General features: G+C 75.3%; 14 protein-coding genes. 7 read left to right on the top strand and 7 right to left on the bottom strand.

Annotated elements, in window-relative coordinates; genetic code table 11:
- The first annotated feature begins 1 nt into the window (after window position 1).
- Complete coding sequence (locus L3X23_RS13165; RefSeq protein ID WP_237192494.1) at window positions 2-823, top strand: LysR substrate-binding domain-containing protein; 822 nt, start codon at window positions 2-4, stop codon at window positions 821-823.
- A gap of 26 nt (window positions 824-849) precedes the next feature.
- On the opposite strand, the gene L3X23_RS13160 is transcribed toward L3X23_RS13165, so the two are convergent.
- The 3 genes from L3X23_RS13160 to L3X23_RS13150 all read right to left on the bottom strand — a co-directional run bounded on the left by L3X23_RS13160 (window position 850) and on the right by L3X23_RS13150 (window position 7188).
- Complete coding sequence (locus L3X23_RS13160) at window positions 850-2028, bottom strand: MFS transporter (RefSeq protein WP_237192493.1); 1179 nt, start codon at window positions 2026-2028, stop codon at window positions 850-852.
- A 35-nt stretch (window positions 2029-2063) separates the two neighbouring features.
- On the bottom strand, window positions 2064-5597 hold the full coding sequence (locus L3X23_RS13155) for an ABC transporter ATP-binding protein (RefSeq protein ID WP_237192492.1): 3534 nt from the start codon (window positions 5595-5597) through the stop codon (window positions 2064-2066).
- Between the two features lie 211 nt (window positions 5598-5808).
- Window positions 5809-7188 carry an RNA polymerase sigma factor gene (locus L3X23_RS13150; protein ID WP_308116894.1) on the bottom strand — a complete coding sequence of 460 codons (1380 nt, stop codon included), beginning with the start codon at window positions 7186-7188 and terminating at the stop codon, window positions 5809-5811.
- A 320-nt stretch (window positions 7189-7508) separates the two neighbouring features.
- On the opposite strand from L3X23_RS13150, the gene L3X23_RS13145 reads away from it, so the two are divergent.
- Window positions 7509-8372 (top strand): inositol monophosphatase family protein, encoded by an 864-nt coding sequence (locus L3X23_RS13145; RefSeq protein WP_305080928.1) that lies wholly within the window; start codon window positions 7509-7511, stop codon window positions 8370-8372.
- Between the two features lie 10 nt (window positions 8373-8382).
- Here the strand turns inward: L3X23_RS13145 and cei are convergent, their stop codons facing one another.
- Window positions 8383-9021, bottom strand: coding sequence for an envelope integrity protein Cei (gene cei, locus L3X23_RS13140; protein ID WP_255733944.1), 639 nt, complete (start codon window positions 9019-9021; stop codon window positions 8383-8385).
- Window positions 9022-9293: 272 nt separating this feature from the next.
- On the opposite strand from cei, the gene L3X23_RS13135 reads away from it, so the two are divergent.
- Window positions 9294-9596: a DUF4193 domain-containing protein gene (locus tag L3X23_RS13135; RefSeq protein WP_093088785.1), complete on the top strand. Its 303-nt coding sequence runs from the start codon at window positions 9294-9296 to the stop codon at window positions 9594-9596.
- A gap of 84 nt (window positions 9597-9680) precedes the next feature.
- Here the strand turns inward: L3X23_RS13135 and L3X23_RS13130 are convergent, their stop codons facing one another.
- The gene (locus tag L3X23_RS13130; protein WP_237192490.1) at window positions 9681-10154 is read right to left on the bottom strand and encodes a DUF3093 domain-containing protein; all 474 of its coding nucleotides are present in this window, start codon (window positions 10152-10154) and stop codon (window positions 9681-9683) included.
- Window positions 10155-10216: 62 nt separating this feature from the next.
- Here L3X23_RS13130 and dut point away from each other — a divergent pair, with 62 nt between their 5' ends.
- From dut to L3X23_RS13110, 4 genes are all read left to right on the top strand, one after another.
- The gene (dut, locus tag L3X23_RS13125; RefSeq protein WP_237198011.1) at window positions 10217-10705 is read left to right on the top strand and encodes a dUTP diphosphatase; all 489 of its coding nucleotides are present in this window, start codon (window positions 10217-10219) and stop codon (window positions 10703-10705) included.
- Window positions 10702-14352, top strand: a complete 3651-nt coding sequence (locus L3X23_RS13120; RefSeq protein ID WP_237192489.1) for a DUF3710 domain-containing protein — start codon at window positions 10702-10704, stop codon at window positions 14350-14352. Before dut ends, L3X23_RS13120 begins: the two co-directional genes overlap by 4 nt.
- 269 nt (window positions 14353-14621) lie before the next feature.
- Window positions 14622-15002 (top strand): OB-fold nucleic acid binding domain-containing protein, encoded by a 381-nt coding sequence (locus L3X23_RS13115; protein ID WP_093088795.1) that lies wholly within the window; start codon window positions 14622-14624, stop codon window positions 15000-15002.
- Window positions 14999-15802, top strand: a complete 804-nt coding sequence (locus L3X23_RS13110) for a DUF3159 domain-containing protein (RefSeq protein WP_237192488.1) — start codon at window positions 14999-15001, stop codon at window positions 15800-15802. The genes L3X23_RS13115 and L3X23_RS13110 overlap by 4 nt, the downstream gene beginning before the upstream one ends.
- Before the next feature lie 39 nt (window positions 15803-15841).
- On the opposite strand, the gene L3X23_RS13105 is transcribed toward L3X23_RS13110, so the two are convergent.
- Window positions 15842-16501: a TrkA family potassium uptake protein gene (locus L3X23_RS13105; RefSeq protein WP_093088800.1), complete on the bottom strand. Its 660-nt coding sequence runs from the start codon at window positions 16499-16501 to the stop codon at window positions 15842-15844.
- Between the two features lies 1 nt (window position 16502).
- Complete coding sequence (locus L3X23_RS13100; protein WP_093088802.1) at window positions 16503-17165, bottom strand: TrkA family potassium uptake protein; 663 nt, start codon at window positions 17163-17165, stop codon at window positions 16503-16505.
- Between the last annotated feature and the right edge of the window lie 52 nt (window positions 17166-17217).

Raw genomic sequence — 17217 nt, 5'->3', positions numbered from 1 at the left:
GTTGCAGGAATCGCAAGAGCTGGAGCTGTTCCTCCACGTGAGCCGCACGCTGAACTTCGGGCGGACCAGCCTCGAGTGCCACGTCAGCCCGGCCACCCTGACCCGCACGATCCAACGCCTGGAGACGCGGGCGGGGTCGCGGCTGCTCGACCGCGGACCGCGGGGGGTCGCCCTGACCGCGGACGGGCAACGGTTCGTCCGGTACGCCGAGCGGGCGCTGGCGCTGTGGTCGGACTGGCGCACCGACAGCGCCGACCTGGCCGGTGACCTGCGGATCTTCGCCACGGTCACGGCATGTCAGGCGCTGCTGCCGACCGTGCTGGCCCCGTTCCGCGCCGCCCATCCGCAGGTCCGGCTCGACCTGCGGACCGGGGACGCGGGGGCCGCGCTGGCCCGCCTGGACGAGGGCGACGTGGACGCCGCCGTCGCCGGCCTGCCGGAACGGCTGCCGCAGAGCCTGGTCGGGCGGACCCTGGCGGTGACCGACCTGGTGCTGGTGGGCGGGTCGAGGGCGGGCCCGTTCGTCGTCCCGAACCGCGGGCTGGTGCGCGAGGCCGCCGAGCGGTGGTTCCGCGCGCGGGGGATCACTCCCACGCTCGCGGCCGAGCCGGACTCGCACGAGGGTCTGCTGGCGCTCGTCGCGCTGGGGGTGGGGACGGGGATCGTGCCGCGGCTGGTCCTGGAGACGAGTGCGGTGCAGGTCGAGATCGTCGAGGAGGGCCTGGCGGCGTTCCCGATCGGGCTGTGCGTGCGGCGTGCGGACCTGCGACGGCCGATCGTCGCCACGCTGTGGGGGTCCGTCCCGGGGGACTCGCGTGGCTGAACCGGGGGACTCGCGGGACTCGCGGGTCAGCGGACGCGGGTGGGGAGCGCGCGGGCGCCGACCAGCACCACCAGCCCGGCGAGCGGGACGATCAGCAGGCCCACCCGCAGGCTCGTGGCGTCCGCGACCAGCCCGACGACCGGCGGCGAGCACAGGAACCCGATGCGCAGCAGCCAGCTCACGACCGTCAGGCCTGCGCCGGGCGGGAGGCCCGGCAGCTCGTCCGCGGCGTGCATGGCCGCCGGGATCAGGGTCGCGACGCCGAAGCCCGCCAGGCCGAACCCCACGATCGTCAGCGGCACGGACGGGACGGCGAGCGCCGATCCCATCCCCAGCACGACGACCACGGCACCGGCCCGGGCCGTCGCCCGTTGGCCGAACCGGTCGACCACCCGGTCCCCGATGAGCCTGCCCAGGAACTCCAGGGCCTGCAGCGCCACGAACCCGAGCCCCGCGACGCCCGCCGCGGCACCGAGACCGGTCAGGTACACCGCGCCCCAGGACGCCCCGGAGTCCTCGATCAGCGCCCCCGCGGAGGCGATCACCCCGAGGACCACCAGGACCAGCGCGGCCTTCCCGCCCGCGCGGGAGCGGATGCGGGTCGGGGTCTCGACGGGCTCGCGCTCGGCGTCCTCCGGGCCGGGTAGCAGGAAGCGGAACGCCGCGAGCGCGACCGCGATGAACAGCGCCGCGGACACGCCGAGGTGGATCGGCAGCGGCAACGCCAGCGCGGCCGCCGCCGAGCCCATGAGCCCGCCCAGCACCGCGCCCGCGCTCCAGGTCGCGTGGAACGAGTTGAGGATCGAGCGCCCGTACCGGCGCTGCACGCGCAGGGCGTGGGCGTTCTGCGCGACGTCGACCACGGCGTCACACGCCCCGGCCAGGAACAACGCGCCGGCGAGCAGCACGGCGTTCGGGGCGAGCCCGGCCAGGGCGATCCCGACGGCCACGGCGACCATCCCGAAGCTCGCCACCCGGGACGACCGGAAGCGCCGGACCAGCGCCGACGCCGCCAGCCCCGCGAGCAGGGCACCGAGCGGGAACGCCGCCACCGCCGTGCCCAGCTCGGCGTTGCTCAACCCGAGGGTGTCCTTGAGCTCCGGGTAGCGGGGGAGGAGGTTCGCGAAGACGGCGCCGTTGGTGAGGAAGACCGCCGCCACCGCGGCCCGCGCCCGCCGGTCCGTCGCCCCCGCCGTGCTCACCACCCTTTCACCACCGGCCCCAGGCTACGGAGCCGCGGTCAGCCCGCGAGATGCGCCCAGCGATCACCGATCACCGACCACGGGCCCGTGTCCGCGACCCGGCCCGCCTCCAGCACGACCACCCGGTCGGCCCGCTCGAGCGCCACGCGGGTGGTGCTCGCCCCGAGCACGGTGGTACCGCGGGCCCGCAGGGCGGTCCACAGCTCGAGCTCGGTGCGGGCGTCGAGGGCGGAGGACACGTCGTCGGCCAGGACCAGCGACGACCCGGTCGCCAGCGCCCTGGCTATCGCCAACCGCTGGACCTGCCCGCCGGACAGGCGGATGCCGCGGTGGCCCACCGCCGTGTCCGGCCCGCCCGCGACGGCGAGGTCGTGGGTCAGCCGGGCGGCGTCCACCACCTCGGCGAGGTCGGGCAGCGGGCGACCGAGCGCGATGTTGTCCGCGAACGTGCCCGACAGCATCCGCGGCACCTGCGCCACGTACGCCACCCGGCCCGGCCGCAGGTCGGTCTCGGTGAGCTCGGTGCCGTCCCACCGGATCACGCCCTCGGTGGAGACGATCCCGGCCAGCGCGCCCAGCAGGCTGGACTTGCCGGACCCCACCTCGCCGGTGAGCAGCACGAGCTCGCCCGCCCGGATCTCCAGGTCGACGCCCTCGACGCCGACGGTGCCGTCGTCGTGCACCGCGGTGAGCCGCTCGCAGGTCAGGACCCCGAGCGGGACCGCGGGCGTCGGCTCCGGGGCGGGCGCGGTGCCCGCCACGAGGTCGACGCCCGGGGGCAGCCGGGTCGGGTCGGCGGGTGCCGCGAGCGCCCCCACGTCGGCGAGCCACCGCCGGGTCGCGGGCGCCTCGGTGACGATCTGCGCACCCACCTGCCCGAAGTAGCCCGAGCCCGCCAGCACCGTGCTGACCAGCAGCGCCGTCGCGAGGTCCCAGACCCCGGCCAGGTGCAGCGACCAGGTCAGCACGATCCCGAGCTGCACCAGGATCCCGGGCAGGCCCTCGAACAGGGTCTGCAGCCGCTGCTCGCGGATGATCGCCCGGACGCGGGTGCGGTCGACCGCCGCCAGGTGGGCCCGGACGGCGTCGGTCGCGGCGGCCAGCTTCACCGTGCGCACGGCCTCCAGCGCGGACCCGAGCTCGGCGCCGAACCGGGCCCGGGCGTCCGCGGCGGCCCGCCCGGCCCGCCCGACGAACGGCGCCCCGACCGTCGCGGCGCCGGTGCAGAGGGCGAGCATCCCGGCGATGACGAGCGCGGCCACCGGGTCGCCCGCGGCGAGCCCGGCCAGCGTGACCATCAGCGCCGCCATCGTCACGTCCACCCAGTTGTCCAGGTAGATGATCATCCGCTCGGAGTCCAGCGCCCGGGCCACGACCTCGCCCGCGGGGGTCCGGGCGGGGCGGCGGGAGGTCGTCTGGCCCCGCAGCACGCCGAGCCGGAGCCGCAGGGCGATCGCGTTCCACCACATCGTGTAGGTGCGGTACGCCAGGGCGATCCACACCGGGAACGACAGCAGCACCACGGTCAGCGCCACCGCCGCGGCCCACGGCGACGTGCCCGCCTGCAGTGCCGCCGCGACCTCGCCCCACAGCCAGCCGGTCGCCACACCGGTCGCGCCGCAGGCCACGGCGAAGGCGAACAGCAGCGCGCCGCTCAGCCCCCACCGCGGGTGCGCGGTGATGAGCCGCGGGACGGCCCGGCGCAGGGGCGGGGTGTGGTTCTCCGCGGTCCGCCGCGGTGGGGTCGCACGCCGGTGCGCGCGGCGCAGCGTGGGGACGGACTCCTCCGTCCGCGGCACCTCGGCGAGCGCGACGGCCGCGGCCGTGCCCACCGCGGACGACTCGCGAACCGGGAGCGGCCGTCTCGCGGGCCCGGGCAGCGCGGCGGGGGACTGGCGGGTGGTCGCCAGCAGGTCGGCGAAGTGCCCGGGCGCGCGCTCGACGTCCGCCCGCAGGCCGGACTGGATCACCGCACCGTCCTGCAGGACGGCGACGGAGTCCGCGTGCCGGATCGTCGACAACCGGTGCGCGATCACCACGCCCGTGCGCCCGGCCAGCAACGACCGGGTGGCGCGGGTGACCCGCTCCTCGGTGCGCGGGTCCATCCGCGCGGTCGCCTCGTCCAGCACGACCAGCCCGACGTCACGCACCAGCAGCCGGGCGAACGCCACCAGCTGCTGCTCGCCCGCGGACAGCGTGGTGCCGCCGGTGCCGAGCCGGGTGTCGAGACCGTCCGGCAGCGCGGCGACCCAGTCGTCCAGCCCGAGGGCGGTGAACGCCGCCGCGATCCGGTCGCGGGGGACCGGCTGGTGCAGCGCGACGTTCTCGGCGAGGGTCGCCGAGAGCAGCTCCGTCCGCTGCGTGACGACGCCGACCGCCCGCCGCAGCCCGCTGAGCTGCAGGTTCGTGGCGTCCCGGTCGCCGATCCACACCTGTCCGGGCGGGGGTTCCACGGCGCGGGACAAGACCTTCGCCACGGTGGACTTGCCGGAACCGGTGCGACCGACGAGCGCGCACGTCGTCCCCGCGGGGACGACGAGATCGACGCCGGACAGCCGGAACGCGCCCCGGTCCCGCTCGTCCGGGTACCCGGCGGTGAGGCCGCGCAGCTCGACGGCGAGGGGGCCCGACGGCACCGGGTCGCCGCCGGTCGGCTCCCGCTCCGCGCCCAGCAGCGCGCGGACGCGGGTCAGCGCGCCCAGCCCGACCTGGATCTCCGGGAGCTGGTTCGCGACCTCGTCGACCTGGGCCACGAACGCGGACGCCAACAGCCACAGCGACACCAGCCCGGCGACGCCGCCGGGATCCCCGGCGACCACCCACACCCCGCCGAGCACGACCGCGCCCAGCAACGCGTGCGTGACCAGCCCGGTCGCGAGACCCACCTTGGTGGTCGCCCGGCGCGTGGCCCTGGTCCGGGCCATCACGACGGCGGCGCGGGCCGCGTAGCCGCGCAGCACGTGCGCCCGACCCGCCGAGGTGCGGATGTCGTCCTGCCCGGCGACGGCCTCCTCCAGCTGCGCCGCGTGCTCCGACCAGGCCTCCTCCTCGGCCACCGTGCAGCGGGCGATCCGGGCGGTGAACGGCCGCGCCACGGCGACCGTCAGCGCCGCGACCAGCGGGAACGCGATCCACGCCGGCCAGAACAGCAGCCCGGCCACCACCCAGGCCGCGACCGAGCGCAGCAGCGCCGCGCCGGTCTCCCAGCCGATCCGGCGGAAGAGGGTGCCGATCTCGCGGGCGTCGTCGTCCACGCGGTCGAGCAGCTCGCCGACGGCCTGGTCCTCCAGCGCCGCGACGGGCTGGGCGAGCGCGGCGTCCACCAGATCGGCGCGCAGCTCACCCTCCGCGCGACCCACCACGCCCGAGAACACGACCCGGCCCACGGTGTCCAGCACGGCGGCCCCCAGCAGCAGCGCCGCAAGGACCGCGACCAGCGCCAGGGTCGGGCCGCCCGCGACCCGCCCCACGACGGTCGCCGCCACGGCCTCCGCCCCGGCGGCCACCACCGCCGCCCCGACGGCCAGGCCCGTCACCGGCCCACGCAGCCGTCGCACACTCAACGGCCGCACGCCGTCCACCCCCCAGATGTCGGCGACGACGCTAGCCGGGCGCGCCCGCGTCCCGCCTCCGGTTTTCCGCCATGATCCACACCTGGCAAGCGGACCGGTCGAATTCCGACCGCCCCGCTTCCGGCGAGTGGATCATGCCGCGGGCCCGGACCGGGGCCACGCACGACGGCGGCCCCGGACCGTGAGGTCCGGGGCCGCCGTGGGTGAACCGTCAGTCCAGGTAGTCCCGCAGGACCTGCGAGCGCGACGGGTGGCGCAGCTTGCTCATCGTCTTCGACTCGATCTGCCGGATCCGCTCACGGGTGACCCCGTAGACCTGGCCGATCTCGTCCAGCGTGCGGGGCTGGCCGTCGGTGAGGCCGAACCGCAGCCGCACGACGCCCGCCTCGCGCTCCGACAGGGTGGCCAGCACCGACTGGAGCTGGTCCTGCAGCAGCGTGAAGGACACGGCGTCGACCGCCACCACGGCTTCGCTGTCCTCGATGAAGTCACCGAGCTGGCTGTCGCCCTCGTCGCCGATGGTCTGGTCCAGCGAGATGGGCTCCCGGGCGTACTGCTGGATCTCCAGCACCTTCTCCGGGGTGATGTCCATCTCCTTGGCCAGCTCCTCCGGGGTGGGCTCACGGCCCAGGTCCTGGAGCAGCTCGCGCTGGATGCGACCCAGCTTGTTGATGACCTCGACCATGTGCACCGGGATGCGGATGGTGCGGGCCTGGTCGGCCATCGCGCGGGTGATGGCCTGCCGGATCCACCACGTGGCGTACGTGGAGAACTTGTAGCCCTTGGTGTAGTCGAACTTCTCGACGGCGCGGATCAGACCGAGGTTGCCCTCCTGGATCAGGTCCAGGAACGCCATGCCGCGGCCGGTGTAGCGCTTGGCCAGGCTCACCACGAGGCGCAGGTTCGCCTCGAGCAGGTGGTTCTTGGCGCGCTCACCGTCCCGGACGATCCAGCGCAGGTCGCGACGCAGCTGCGGAGACAGCTTCTCGTTCGACTCGACGGCCCGGCGCAGGCGCTCGGCGGCGTAGAGACCCGCCTCGATGCGCTTGGCGAGCTCGACCTCCTCCTCCGCGTTGAGCAGCGCGACCTTGCCGATCTGCTTGAGGTACGCGCGGACCGAGTCGGCGGAGGCGGTGAGCTCGGCGTCCTTGCGCGCCTGGCGCAGGGCCTCCGACTCCTCCTCGTCCCAGACGAACTCGTTCGACTTCTGCTGCGACGACCGGGTGGTCGGGGCCCGCCGGTTCGCACCGGTGTTGGTGGGCTCCTCCTCCTCCTCGTCGTCCTCGTCGTCGGAGTCGTCCGCGGAGGCGTCCTCGACGGCGTCCTCCTCGACGTCTTCGATCTCGACCTCTTCGAGGTCGCCGTCGCCCGGGGCGAGGTCACCCTCGTCGAGGTCGACGGCGTCGTCGTCGCCCTCGCCCTTCTTCTTCGGTGCGGCTTTCGCCGTCTTGGCACCCGGCTTGGCGGGCGCCTTGGCGCGTCGGGCCGGCCTCGCCTTCGTGGCGGTGCCCGCGCCGCGCCCACGCGCGGGTGCGGTCACCGTGTCGTCCACGGTCGAGTCGGTACGGGTTGCGGAGTCTGCGGCTGCCACCTAGGCCCTCTCGCTGCGTGCGCTTGCGGTAGGTCGGCGTCACGCACCAGGATGCGGCTGCGCAGGACGTCCGACGGCTTCGAGTGGACCTCGCCTCGCCGGTCGCCGTCGTTTCTCGTGGGGTCGGCGCGCGTCCCGGGGGCGGGGTTCCCGAACCATTGTAACGACCTGGGCGGGGGATGCTCGCCGGTCCGGCCTGTTCGCGGCACCCGCATCGGTTCAGAAGGGCTCGGCGGGCGCCCCACTGCGCCGGACGGCGCAGCGCGTGACCCCGCCCACCCCCGGCCCCGACCTGTGCGGTCTGTGGTCGGATGGCCGCCATGGCACCCCGCACGACCGGCGTCCCCGGCGTCGACCAGGCCCGACTGCCCGCCCCGGACGAGATCGCCGAGCTCCGGCGTGTCGCGGAGCGCGTCGCCGGCGAGGCGGCCGCCCACCTGCGCACCCTGCCCGCCCCGCGCGAGACCGGTGCGGTGAGCACGAAGAGCACGCCCACCGACGTCGTGACGGAGTCGGACCGGGCGATCGAGACGCTCGTCCGCGCCCGGCTGGCGGAGCTGCGGCCGGGCGAGGCGGTGTTCGGCGAGGAGGCCGCCGGGGACGCCGCCGCGGCGCGCTGGGTCGTCGACCCCATCGACGGCACCGTGAACTACCTGTACGGCCTGCCCTGGTACGCCGTGTCGGTCGCCGCCGTGGTCGACGGGGTGTCGGTGGCGGGCGCGGTCGTCGAGCCGGTGAGCGGGCGGGTGTGGAGCGCGGGCGCCGGACTGGGGGCGACGTGCGACGGCGCCCCGCTGGCCGTGACGGGCGAGACGGATCTCTCGCTCGCGCTCGTCGGGACCGGGTTCGCCTACTCGGCGCAGCGGCGGGCCCGGCAGGCCGCGATGGTCGCCACGCTGCTGCCCCGGATCCGGGACCTGCGGCGCAACGGGTCCGCCGCTCTGGAGCTGTGCGGCGTCGCGGCCGGGCGGGCGGACGCCTTCGTCGAGCACGGGCTGGGCTGGTGGGACTGGGCCGCCGCCGCGCTGATCGCCGCGGAGGCCGGGGCGCGGGTGGTCGCGGTGTCGGGGCGGGCGGGCGCGGCGGCGGACCGGCTGGGCTCGGAGATCACGGTGATCGCCACCCCGGGCGTGGCCGACGCGCTGGTCGAGGTGCTGCACGAGGCGGGCGCGGCCGACGTGTGAGCGGTCGGGCTCAGCAGCGGGCGGACTCGCGGGCGTCGGCGAGGACCTGCGGGTCCAGCCGCGGCCCGGTGGCCTGCGCGCCCTCGCCGTTCTCGCCCGACCCCGGCGCGCCGAGCTGTTCGAGGGCGTCCTGGACGTTGCGGCCCGGGTCGACCTGGGTGAAGGCCGTGCCGATCGCGACGTCGACGGTGTCGTCCCCGCGCTCGTCGCGCACCAGCTCCAGGCACGGCAGCACCAGCTGCAGCGTGCCCGCCGCGGCCTCGCCGGGCTGCCCGAACCGCAGCTGGCCGTGGCACTCGAGGTTCCCGTCGGGGTACAGCGAGTCGTTGTCCGGGCTGGCGGCCTCGCCGAAGCCGAGGTCGGCGAGCTGGGCGGCGACGAGGTTGGCCTGCCCGCGCTGGCCGCCCGCGTTGAGCACCGTCGTCCGCACCGACGCGGGCGGGACGGGGGCGACGGAGTCCAGGGCGCCGGCGTCGAGCACCGTGCCGACCGAGCCGGACGCCGGCGCGGGGCACGCGGCGAGCCCGGAGTCCGCCGCCGAACGGATCAGCACGGTGGTCCAGGTGCCCGCGGCGAGCAGGGCGAGGACCGCCACGGTGACCACCATCGGGAGCATCCGTCGCCGCTGGTACGGACGCAGACCCGCCATCACACCGCCCCCTGAGCCGACACGGCGACGACCCTAACCCGCCGGCGCCGTCGGCCGGCGCAGGACACCGGGACGGGCGTCACCCCGGGGTAGGGGCGCAGGCGAACAGGCGTTCATCTATCCTCTGCGCGCCGACGGGGGGCGGTCGGTGAACGTGGGCCGGACGAGTGAGACCGGCGTCACTCGGCCTGCGGGCACAAACCCCGACGGCCCGGACGTTGTGCAGCGGCACGACCTCTGGCGACGAGATGCAGTGAACGAGGGTGGGATAGATGGCGACCGACTACGACGCGCCGCGGCGCAACGAAACCGACGACATGGCGGAAGACTCGCTCGACGAGCTCAAGGCCCGTCGGAACGAGGCTCAGTCCTCCGCGGTCGACGTCGACGAGTCGGACACGGCGGAGAGCTTCGAGCTCCCGGGAGCGGACCTCTCGGGCGAGGAGCTCACGGTGAAGGTCCTGCCGAAGCAGGCGGACGAGTTCACCTGCGGCAGCTGTTTCCTGGTGCACCACCGGAGCAGGCTGGCCGAGACCAGGGGGAACCTGTTCATCTGCCGGGACTGCGCCGCTTAGTGCCGCTGGTCTCCGACTCGTCCGAGGCGAGAAGGGCGCCCCGTCGGGGCGCCCTTTCTGCTGTCCGGAGCAGGCGCCGCGGCGCTATCGGCCGAGCGCGCGGGTGAGCTCCTCGGGGCGCCGGGTGGACACGACCCAGTAGGGGAACGGTCCGTCCGTGGTCTCGATGCGCAGGATCGTGGGCACCCAGCTGCGGTGCAGCACGTACGCGGCCGGGTCGAGCTGGGGGCCGAGTGCCTCCTGCTTCTGCTTGCGGCCGACGGTCTGGACGCGCCCGACGTGCTCCAGCGCGATCCGTTCCTCCCCGGCCACGAGCTGCCCGTCCTCGACCTTGACCCGCACGCTGCCCAGACGCCAGACGGCGAGCAGGGCGAGCGGGATCAGCACCGCGTAGCCGATCCAGGAGCGCACGCCCGGGTATCCCATGTGGATCTCGGCCCCGAGCAGCGCGGCGACGCCGGCGGCGAAGACGAACCACCAGAGGGGGGTCGTCAACCGCTCGTCGAACCCAGGAGGGCCGGACGTCGCAGGACCGGCGGTCGACGGATGCTCGCTCACGAGTCCCCACTGTAACGTCGCCCGTTGTGCCCGGCCCGATCGATGCTCCCCCGCACGAGCCGATGGTCACGCCGCCCTCCCGACCCAGGCTGGACGTGCTGTTGACCCGCCTCGACCCCGACGTACCGCTGCCCGCCTACGCCCGCCCGGGCGATGCGGGAGCGGACCTCGTCACCACCTCCGACGTCCTGCTCGGCCCCGGCGAGCGCGCGCTCGTCGGCACCGGCGTGGCGATCGCGCTGCCGGACGGCTACGTCGGGTTGGTGCACCCCCGTTCGGGGCTCGCCCACCGGACGGGCCTCTCGATCGTCAACACCCCGGGCACCATCGACGCGGGCTACCGCGGGGAGATCAAGGTCAGCGTGATCAACCACGATCCGCGTGAGCAGGTTTTTCTCCGGAAGGGTGACCGAATAGCCCAGTTGGTCGTTCAACAGGTGGAGTACGCACGCTTCGTCGAAGTGGCCGAGCTCCCTGCGTCCGAACGGGGTAGCGGGGGGCACGGCTCGACCGGCGGGCACGACCAGCTGGCGGGAGGTGACGGGCGATGAGTGTCCGATACGGCGAGGAGCTGGAGTTCGACGTCGACTCCGAGTACGACGACGAGGAGTACGACGCCGAGTACGACGGGCCCGACCACGGCCCGTTCGACGTCGCCATGCTCGACCCGGAGATGACCGACGCCCTGGCCCGGATGGACTTCGGCGCCGTGCAGGTGCCGATCCCGCCCCGGGGTGAGATCGCGGTCGAACCGACGAACGAGGGGCGGCTGCAGGCCGTCCACGTCACGATGCCCGGCGGGCGACTGTCGCTGTCCGCGCTGGCCGCGCCGCGCACGACGGGCCTGTGGAAGGACCTCTGCGCCGAGATCGAGGCCTCGCTCAAGGAGGCGGGTGCGGACGTCCGCACCACCACGGGTGTGTGGGGCCGCGAGCTCTACGCCACGACCAAGCAGGCCAGCTCGGTCTTCGTCGGCATCGACGGCGAGCGGTGGATGGTCTACGGCGTGGCGTCGGGGCCGTCGGCGGAACAGCCGCGGCTGGACGCCGAGCTGCGCCGGATGCTGCGCGGGACGATCGTCGTGCGGGGCAAGTCCCCGTACCCGCCGCGCACCGTGCTCCCGCTGACCCTGCCCTCCGCGCTGGTGGACGCGGATGCGGCGGCCGCTGAGGCCGCCGCGCCGCCGAAGGCCACGCTGACCCTGCGCACCCGCGTGCCGGCGAAGGCCGACGAGGGCGCTGAGACCGCTGGGGCCGCTGGGGGCGCTGGGGCTGCTGGGGCCGAGGAGACCCGGGCCGTTCCGGCCGCGGGTGGCGCCGCCGCGCAGACGCGTGTGGTGCCGGCCGCGTCCGCCGGTGGTGGCGCCGCCGCGCACGGTGCGGGTGGACGGCCCGGTGCCGAGGGCGGTTCCGGTCGGTTCGCCACCGGACAGGGCGCGCCGGTCCCGGCTGCGTCCGGTCAGGGTGCTGTCGGTCAGGGTGCGTCGGGTCAGATCACGCCGGGTCAGGGTGCGTCCGGTCAGGGTGCGGCCGTGCCGGGTGGGCCCGGTCGGTTCGCTCCCGGTGTGGGCGCGCCTGTTCAGGGTGGGCCCGGTCAGAGTGGGCCCGGTCAGGTGGGGCCTGCTCAGAGCGGCCCCGGTCACGGTGGTCCGGGTCAGGTCGGTCCGGGTCAGGGCGCGGGCGACCACGGTGCCCCCGGTCGGTTCGGACCTGCGGCCGGCACGTCGTTCGGTCCGGGGCAGGCGGGGCAGGGTGGCGCGGCGCAGGCCGCTGCCGGGCCCGTCGGCGGCCAGGCGCCCGGTGTCGGCGGCCCCGGTGTCGGCGGCCACGCGACCGCAGGCGGCTGGGGCGCTCCCGGGCCGGAGGACGGCCGCGGACGCCCGGATCCGGCGGAGACCCGCGCGATGCCGGTTCTCGGCGACCCCCGCCGGGCGGCCGCGGATCGACCGCAGCCGGGCGAACAGGCCGAGACGGCGCTGTTCCCGCAGGTCGAGGACCGCAGCGGCTGGTCCGCGACGGGTGCCCGCCCGCAGGCAGGCGACCCCTCCGCGCCGAACCCGATCTCCGGCGGCCACCCGGTGCCGCAGGGGCCGCACAGCCCCCGTGGCCCGGTCTCGGGCGCGCATCCGGTTCCGTCGCCGCCCCAGGGGACGGCGGGATCCGCCTACGACCCGAACCAGGGGCTCGGCCAGGCGGTCAACGACCGGCCCGCGGGCGCTCACGCGGCCGAGGGCTATGCGGCCAACGGTCACTCGGCCGACGGCTACGGGGCCAACGGGTACGGGGCCAACGGGTACGGGGCCAACGGGTACGCGGCAGGCGGTCAGGCGGCCCACGGTGGCGTGGCTGACGGCTACGGAGCCAACGGTCACGCGGTCGACGGCTACGCGGCCTACGGGTATGCGGCAGGCGGTCACGCGGCTGACGGCTACGCGGCCAACGGGTACGCAGCCGACGGTCAGGCGGTCGACGGGTACTCGGCCCACGGCGACGGGGTCGGTGGCCACTCGGTCGACCGCCCGCTCGACGGGCGCGCGCCTACCGGCCCGACGGGCACCGGCTCTCACGGGCACCGCGGGCACGACGCCCCGGTGAACGGCTACGGCTCCCACGGCTTCGCGGCGAACCCGACCCAGGGGGCGGTGCCGTCCGGCGAGCAGCCCACGGACCCGGGCCGGACTCCGGACCCCGTCGGCGGGCCCGGTGCGCCGACCTACGGCGGCCGCGGCGACTCCGGCGGCCACCCGATCCCCGGCAGGCCCGCGTACGGCGACCCGGCCACCCGGGCTGCGAACGGCGTGCCCGGACCGGACGGGATCGGGTCCGCCCACGGCCAGGCGCCGAACGGGGCGGCCCGCAGCCAGGAACAGAACGGCGCCCCGCACGGCCGGACCGCGAACGGTTTCGGCGCCCACGGGGCGACTCCGAACGGCGCGGCGTCGAGCAGCGGCCTGCACGGGGCCCAGAACGGCGGCCAGAACGGTGCGGTCGCGAACGGCCTCGGCGCCTACGGGCCGGCCTCGAACGGTGTGGCCTCGAACGGTGTGGCCTCGAACGGTGTGGCCTCGAACGGTGTGGCGCCGAACGGTGTGGCGCCGAGCAGCGGCCTGAACGGGGCCCCGCACGGCGGGGCCGCGAACGGCCTCGGCGCCTACGGGCCGGCCTCGAACGGTGTGGCGCCGAACGGCATGGCGTCCAACGGCGCCCAGAACGGCGCCGCGCACGGCGGGCTCGCGAACGGCTTCGCCGGCGACGGTTCGACGCCGAACGGTGTGGCGCCGAACGGGACCGACCACTCCGTCGACGACGGTTGGGGTGCGTGGGGCGCGGCTCGGCCCGCGCACTCCGCGGAGCAGAACGGGACGACCGCGAGCGGGCGGTCCTGGACCTACGACCCGGCGTCGGGGTGGACGCCGGCCGAGGCTCCCGCCTCGGCCGACCCGTGGGCGGGTGCCGACCCGTGGATCTCCGGGCCCGGGCTCGACGCCCCCCAGCCCGGGTACGAGGCAGTGGACCGCGAGGCCGGGCGACGCCCGGACACCAGCGGCTACTCCGCCTACGCGGGCTACACCGGCGAGCCCTGGGCCGCCGCCCCGCAGACCCCGCAGACAGCGCAGACCGCACCGGATGCCCGCGCCGCGCGCACCGGAACCCCGGGCGACCAGGCCCCGAACGGCCGGGGCGCGCACGACCGGAGCCCGCAGCCGCCCGCCGAGCCCAGCCGGTTCGACGCCCTCCTCGCCGCCAGCGAGGAACGCGCCCGCCGCGAGGAGCAGGCCCGGGCGGAGCAGGCCCGCCTCGAGCGGCAGCGCGAGTACGAGGCGTGGCTCGCCGAAGCGCGCGCCGAGGAGGCCGCCCGCGCCGAGCAGGAGCGCGGGCAGGCCCGGGAGGCGGCCCGCCGTCAGGCCCGGCAGGAGCGGGTCGAGCGCTCCGGACCGGGCGCCGCCCCGTCCGGCCGCACCGGGAACGACGACCCGGCGGCCGCCCCGCTGACCCGTCGCGAGCGCCGCGAGCAGGAGCGCGCGGCGGCCGAGCGGGCGGAGCAGGCCGCACGGCAGGGTGCGGAACAGGAGTCGGACCAGGACTCCCGCCACGCCGGCGGCCCCGGCACCCGGCCCGCGCTGGCGTTCCTCGGCGTCGACCCGATGACCCTCTTCGCCCCGGCCGAGCAGGGCAGGCATCGCAGGCCCGGGGAATGAACCCGTTGCGAGTAGCGTCACGTCCGCCCGGCGCAACGCCGGGCGGTCGGACGTCGCTCCGGAACCGGACGAACCGGCTCGTCGGGCCGCTCGTCATGCGGATGGAGCAGCCGGCGGCGACCCACTCACCGAACCGTGCGACCGACGTCACTCGATGCGGGCTCCCCGGCACGGTGAAGGGCACACTTCCGGTTTCCAGCGCGTTACCCTTGTGCGGGCGACGTCCGGATCAACGGAGACGGACCGTGCCCGAGCAGCCGAGGAGAGAGATGGGCAGCACGGACAGCGGGGCGTTTCGCCGCATGCTTCGCAAGCTCACCAGCGACGTGGACGTGCTGGATGCGGACGATCTGTCGGAGGACTCCGAGAAGGCCGGGGCGCAGCGCGCGAGCGACTGTGCCTGCGGCCAGGAGGTCACGATGCAGGGCCGCCTCCGCAGCGTCGAGTTCTGCCCCGAGGACGCGCACGCCGCGCAGCTCCAGGCGGAGCTCTACGACGGCACCGAGGGAGTGACGCTGGTCTGGATGGGTCGACGTCGGATCCCGGGGATCGAGCCCGGCCGCACCATGCGGGTCCGCGGCCGGATCTCGGTCAAGGACGGGCAGAAGGTCCTGTACAACCCGTACTACGAGATCTGTCAGGCCCAGTGACCGCAGGCCCCGACGGGGATCCCCGGCCGGACACGGACGCCACGACCCGCATCCCGCGGGTCGGCGCCGTCGACGAGGACGCCCCGACGGGGCCGATCCCGGGCGTCCCGGCGGCGCCGCGGCCGTCGGACGCCGGCAGCACGGGCCCGACCCGACGCATCGACCCCGTCGAGGACGAGCAGCCCGAGCGTGGCGAGCGGTCCTCGCCCACCCTCATGGAGCAGATGGGCGGCGTCCAGGGGATCGTCGCGTCGACGGTGCCGGTCGCGGTCTTCGTGATCGTCAACCTGCTGTTCTCGCTCCAGCCGGCCCTCATCGCGGCGATCGCGGCGGGGGTGGTGGTGGCGATCGTCCGGGTGGCGCGCAAACAGGCGCTGCAGCCGGCGGTCTCCGGGCTGGTCGGGGTCGGGGTGTGCGCCTTCATCGCCTACCGCACCGGTGAGGCCCGCGGCTTCTACCTGCCCGGCCTGCTCTACAGCGCGGGCCTCGGCCTGGCGTTCCTCGTGTCGATCATCGTGCGGTGGCCGCTCGCCGGCGTCATCTGGCACGGCATCAACGGCCACGGCCAGGGCTGGCGCAAGAACCCCCGCATGCTCGCGGCCTACAGCTGGGCCAGTGCCCTCTGGGTCTTCGTCTTCGCCGCCCGCCTGGTCGTGCAGGGCTGGCTGTACAACGCCGACGAGGAGACCTGGCTCGGCATCGCCCGCCTCGCCATGGGCTACCCCCTCGTCGGGGTCGCGATCGTCGGCACGGTGCTCCTGGTCCGCCGGGCGGAGAGCTCGGCCGAAGCCACCTCGTGAGTGGCGATGGTCGCCCTGGCGACCATCGCCACTCACGGGTCAGCTTCCCACCACCGCGGCCCGGATCTCCTCCTCCACCGCCACGGTGGCCACGAACAGCAGCTCGTCCCCCGGCTCCAGGGCGTCGTCCGCTTGCGGGACGATCACCCGGCCGCCGCGCAGGATCGTGACGAGGGCGGAGTCGGCGGGCAGCGTGAGGTCGCGGACCGGGCGTCCGGCCAGGGGAGTGGTCTCCGGGAGGGTGACCTCGACCAGGTTGGCCTGGCCCTGCCGCAGGGTCATCAGGCGGACGAGGTCGCCGACCGCGACCGCCTCCTCGACCAGCGCCGCCAGCAGCCGCGGCGTGGACACCGAGACGTCCACGCCCCAGTTCTCCCCGAACAGCCACTCGTTGCGGGGGTCGTTGACCCGCGCCACCACCCGTCGGACGCCGAACTCCGTCTTCGCCAGCAGCGACACGACCAGGTTGACCTTGTCGTCCCCGGTCGCGGCGATCATGACGTCGCAGCTCTCGATGCCCGCGTCCTCCAGCGACTGGAGCTCGCAGGCGTCCGCGTGCACCCACTCCGCCTCGTCCACGGCGGTGGGGTCGATGTGGGTGAGGTCCCGCTCGATGAGCATGACCTGATGGCGGTTCTCCACCAGCTCGCGGGCGATGGAGCGGCCGACGGCCCCGGCCCCGGCGATCGCGACCCTCATCTCATGCCTCCTGCGGCGGCGCGGCGGCCGCGGCCGTGACGTCCGAGACCGTGCCGGACACCGCCGCGACGTAGATGGTGTCCTCGTCCTGGACGGCCGTCTCGCGGGTCGGCAGCACGCCGGTGCCGAACCGCACGATGAACGCCACCCGGCAGCCCGCCGTCTCCTCGAGCTCCTTGATCGGGTGCCCGACCCAGCCCTCGTGCAGCGGCAGCGGCAGGATCGCGACGGTGCCGGCGGGCTCTCGCCAGGCCGTGGCGACGCCGTCGGGCAGCACCATCCGCATGAACCGGTCCGTGGTCCACGGGACGGTCGCGACGGTCGGGATGCCGAGCCGCTCGTAGACGGCGGCCCGCTTGGCGTCGTAGATCCGGGCGACGACCCGCTCCACGCCGAAGGTCTCGCGCGCGACCCGCGCCGAGAGGATGTTGGAGTTGTCCCCGGAGGAGACCGCGGCGAACGCGTCCGCCTTCTCGATGCCCGCCTCGATCAGCACCTCGCGGTGGAACCCGAAGCCGACGACCTGGCGCCCCCGGAAGTCGGTGCCCAGCCTGCGGAACGCCTGGACGTCCTGGTCGATCACGGCCACCTCGTGGCCGAGGCGCTCGAGCCCCGCGGAGAGGGACGCGCCGACCCGGCCGCATCCCATGATCACGACGTACATCGGGTGGGCCCTCCGGGGTCCTGGTCGCTGGTGCGGGCACGCTATCGCGTCC

This window comes from Pseudonocardia sp. WMMC193 (assembly GCF_021728735.1).
In the GTDB taxonomy this organism is placed as follows: domain Bacteria; phylum Actinomycetota; class Actinomycetes; order Mycobacteriales; family Pseudonocardiaceae; genus Pseudonocardia; species Pseudonocardia oroxyli.
The sequence above is the reverse complement of the archived record's forward strand: the minus strand, read 5'-3'. Positions and strand labels throughout refer to the sequence as shown.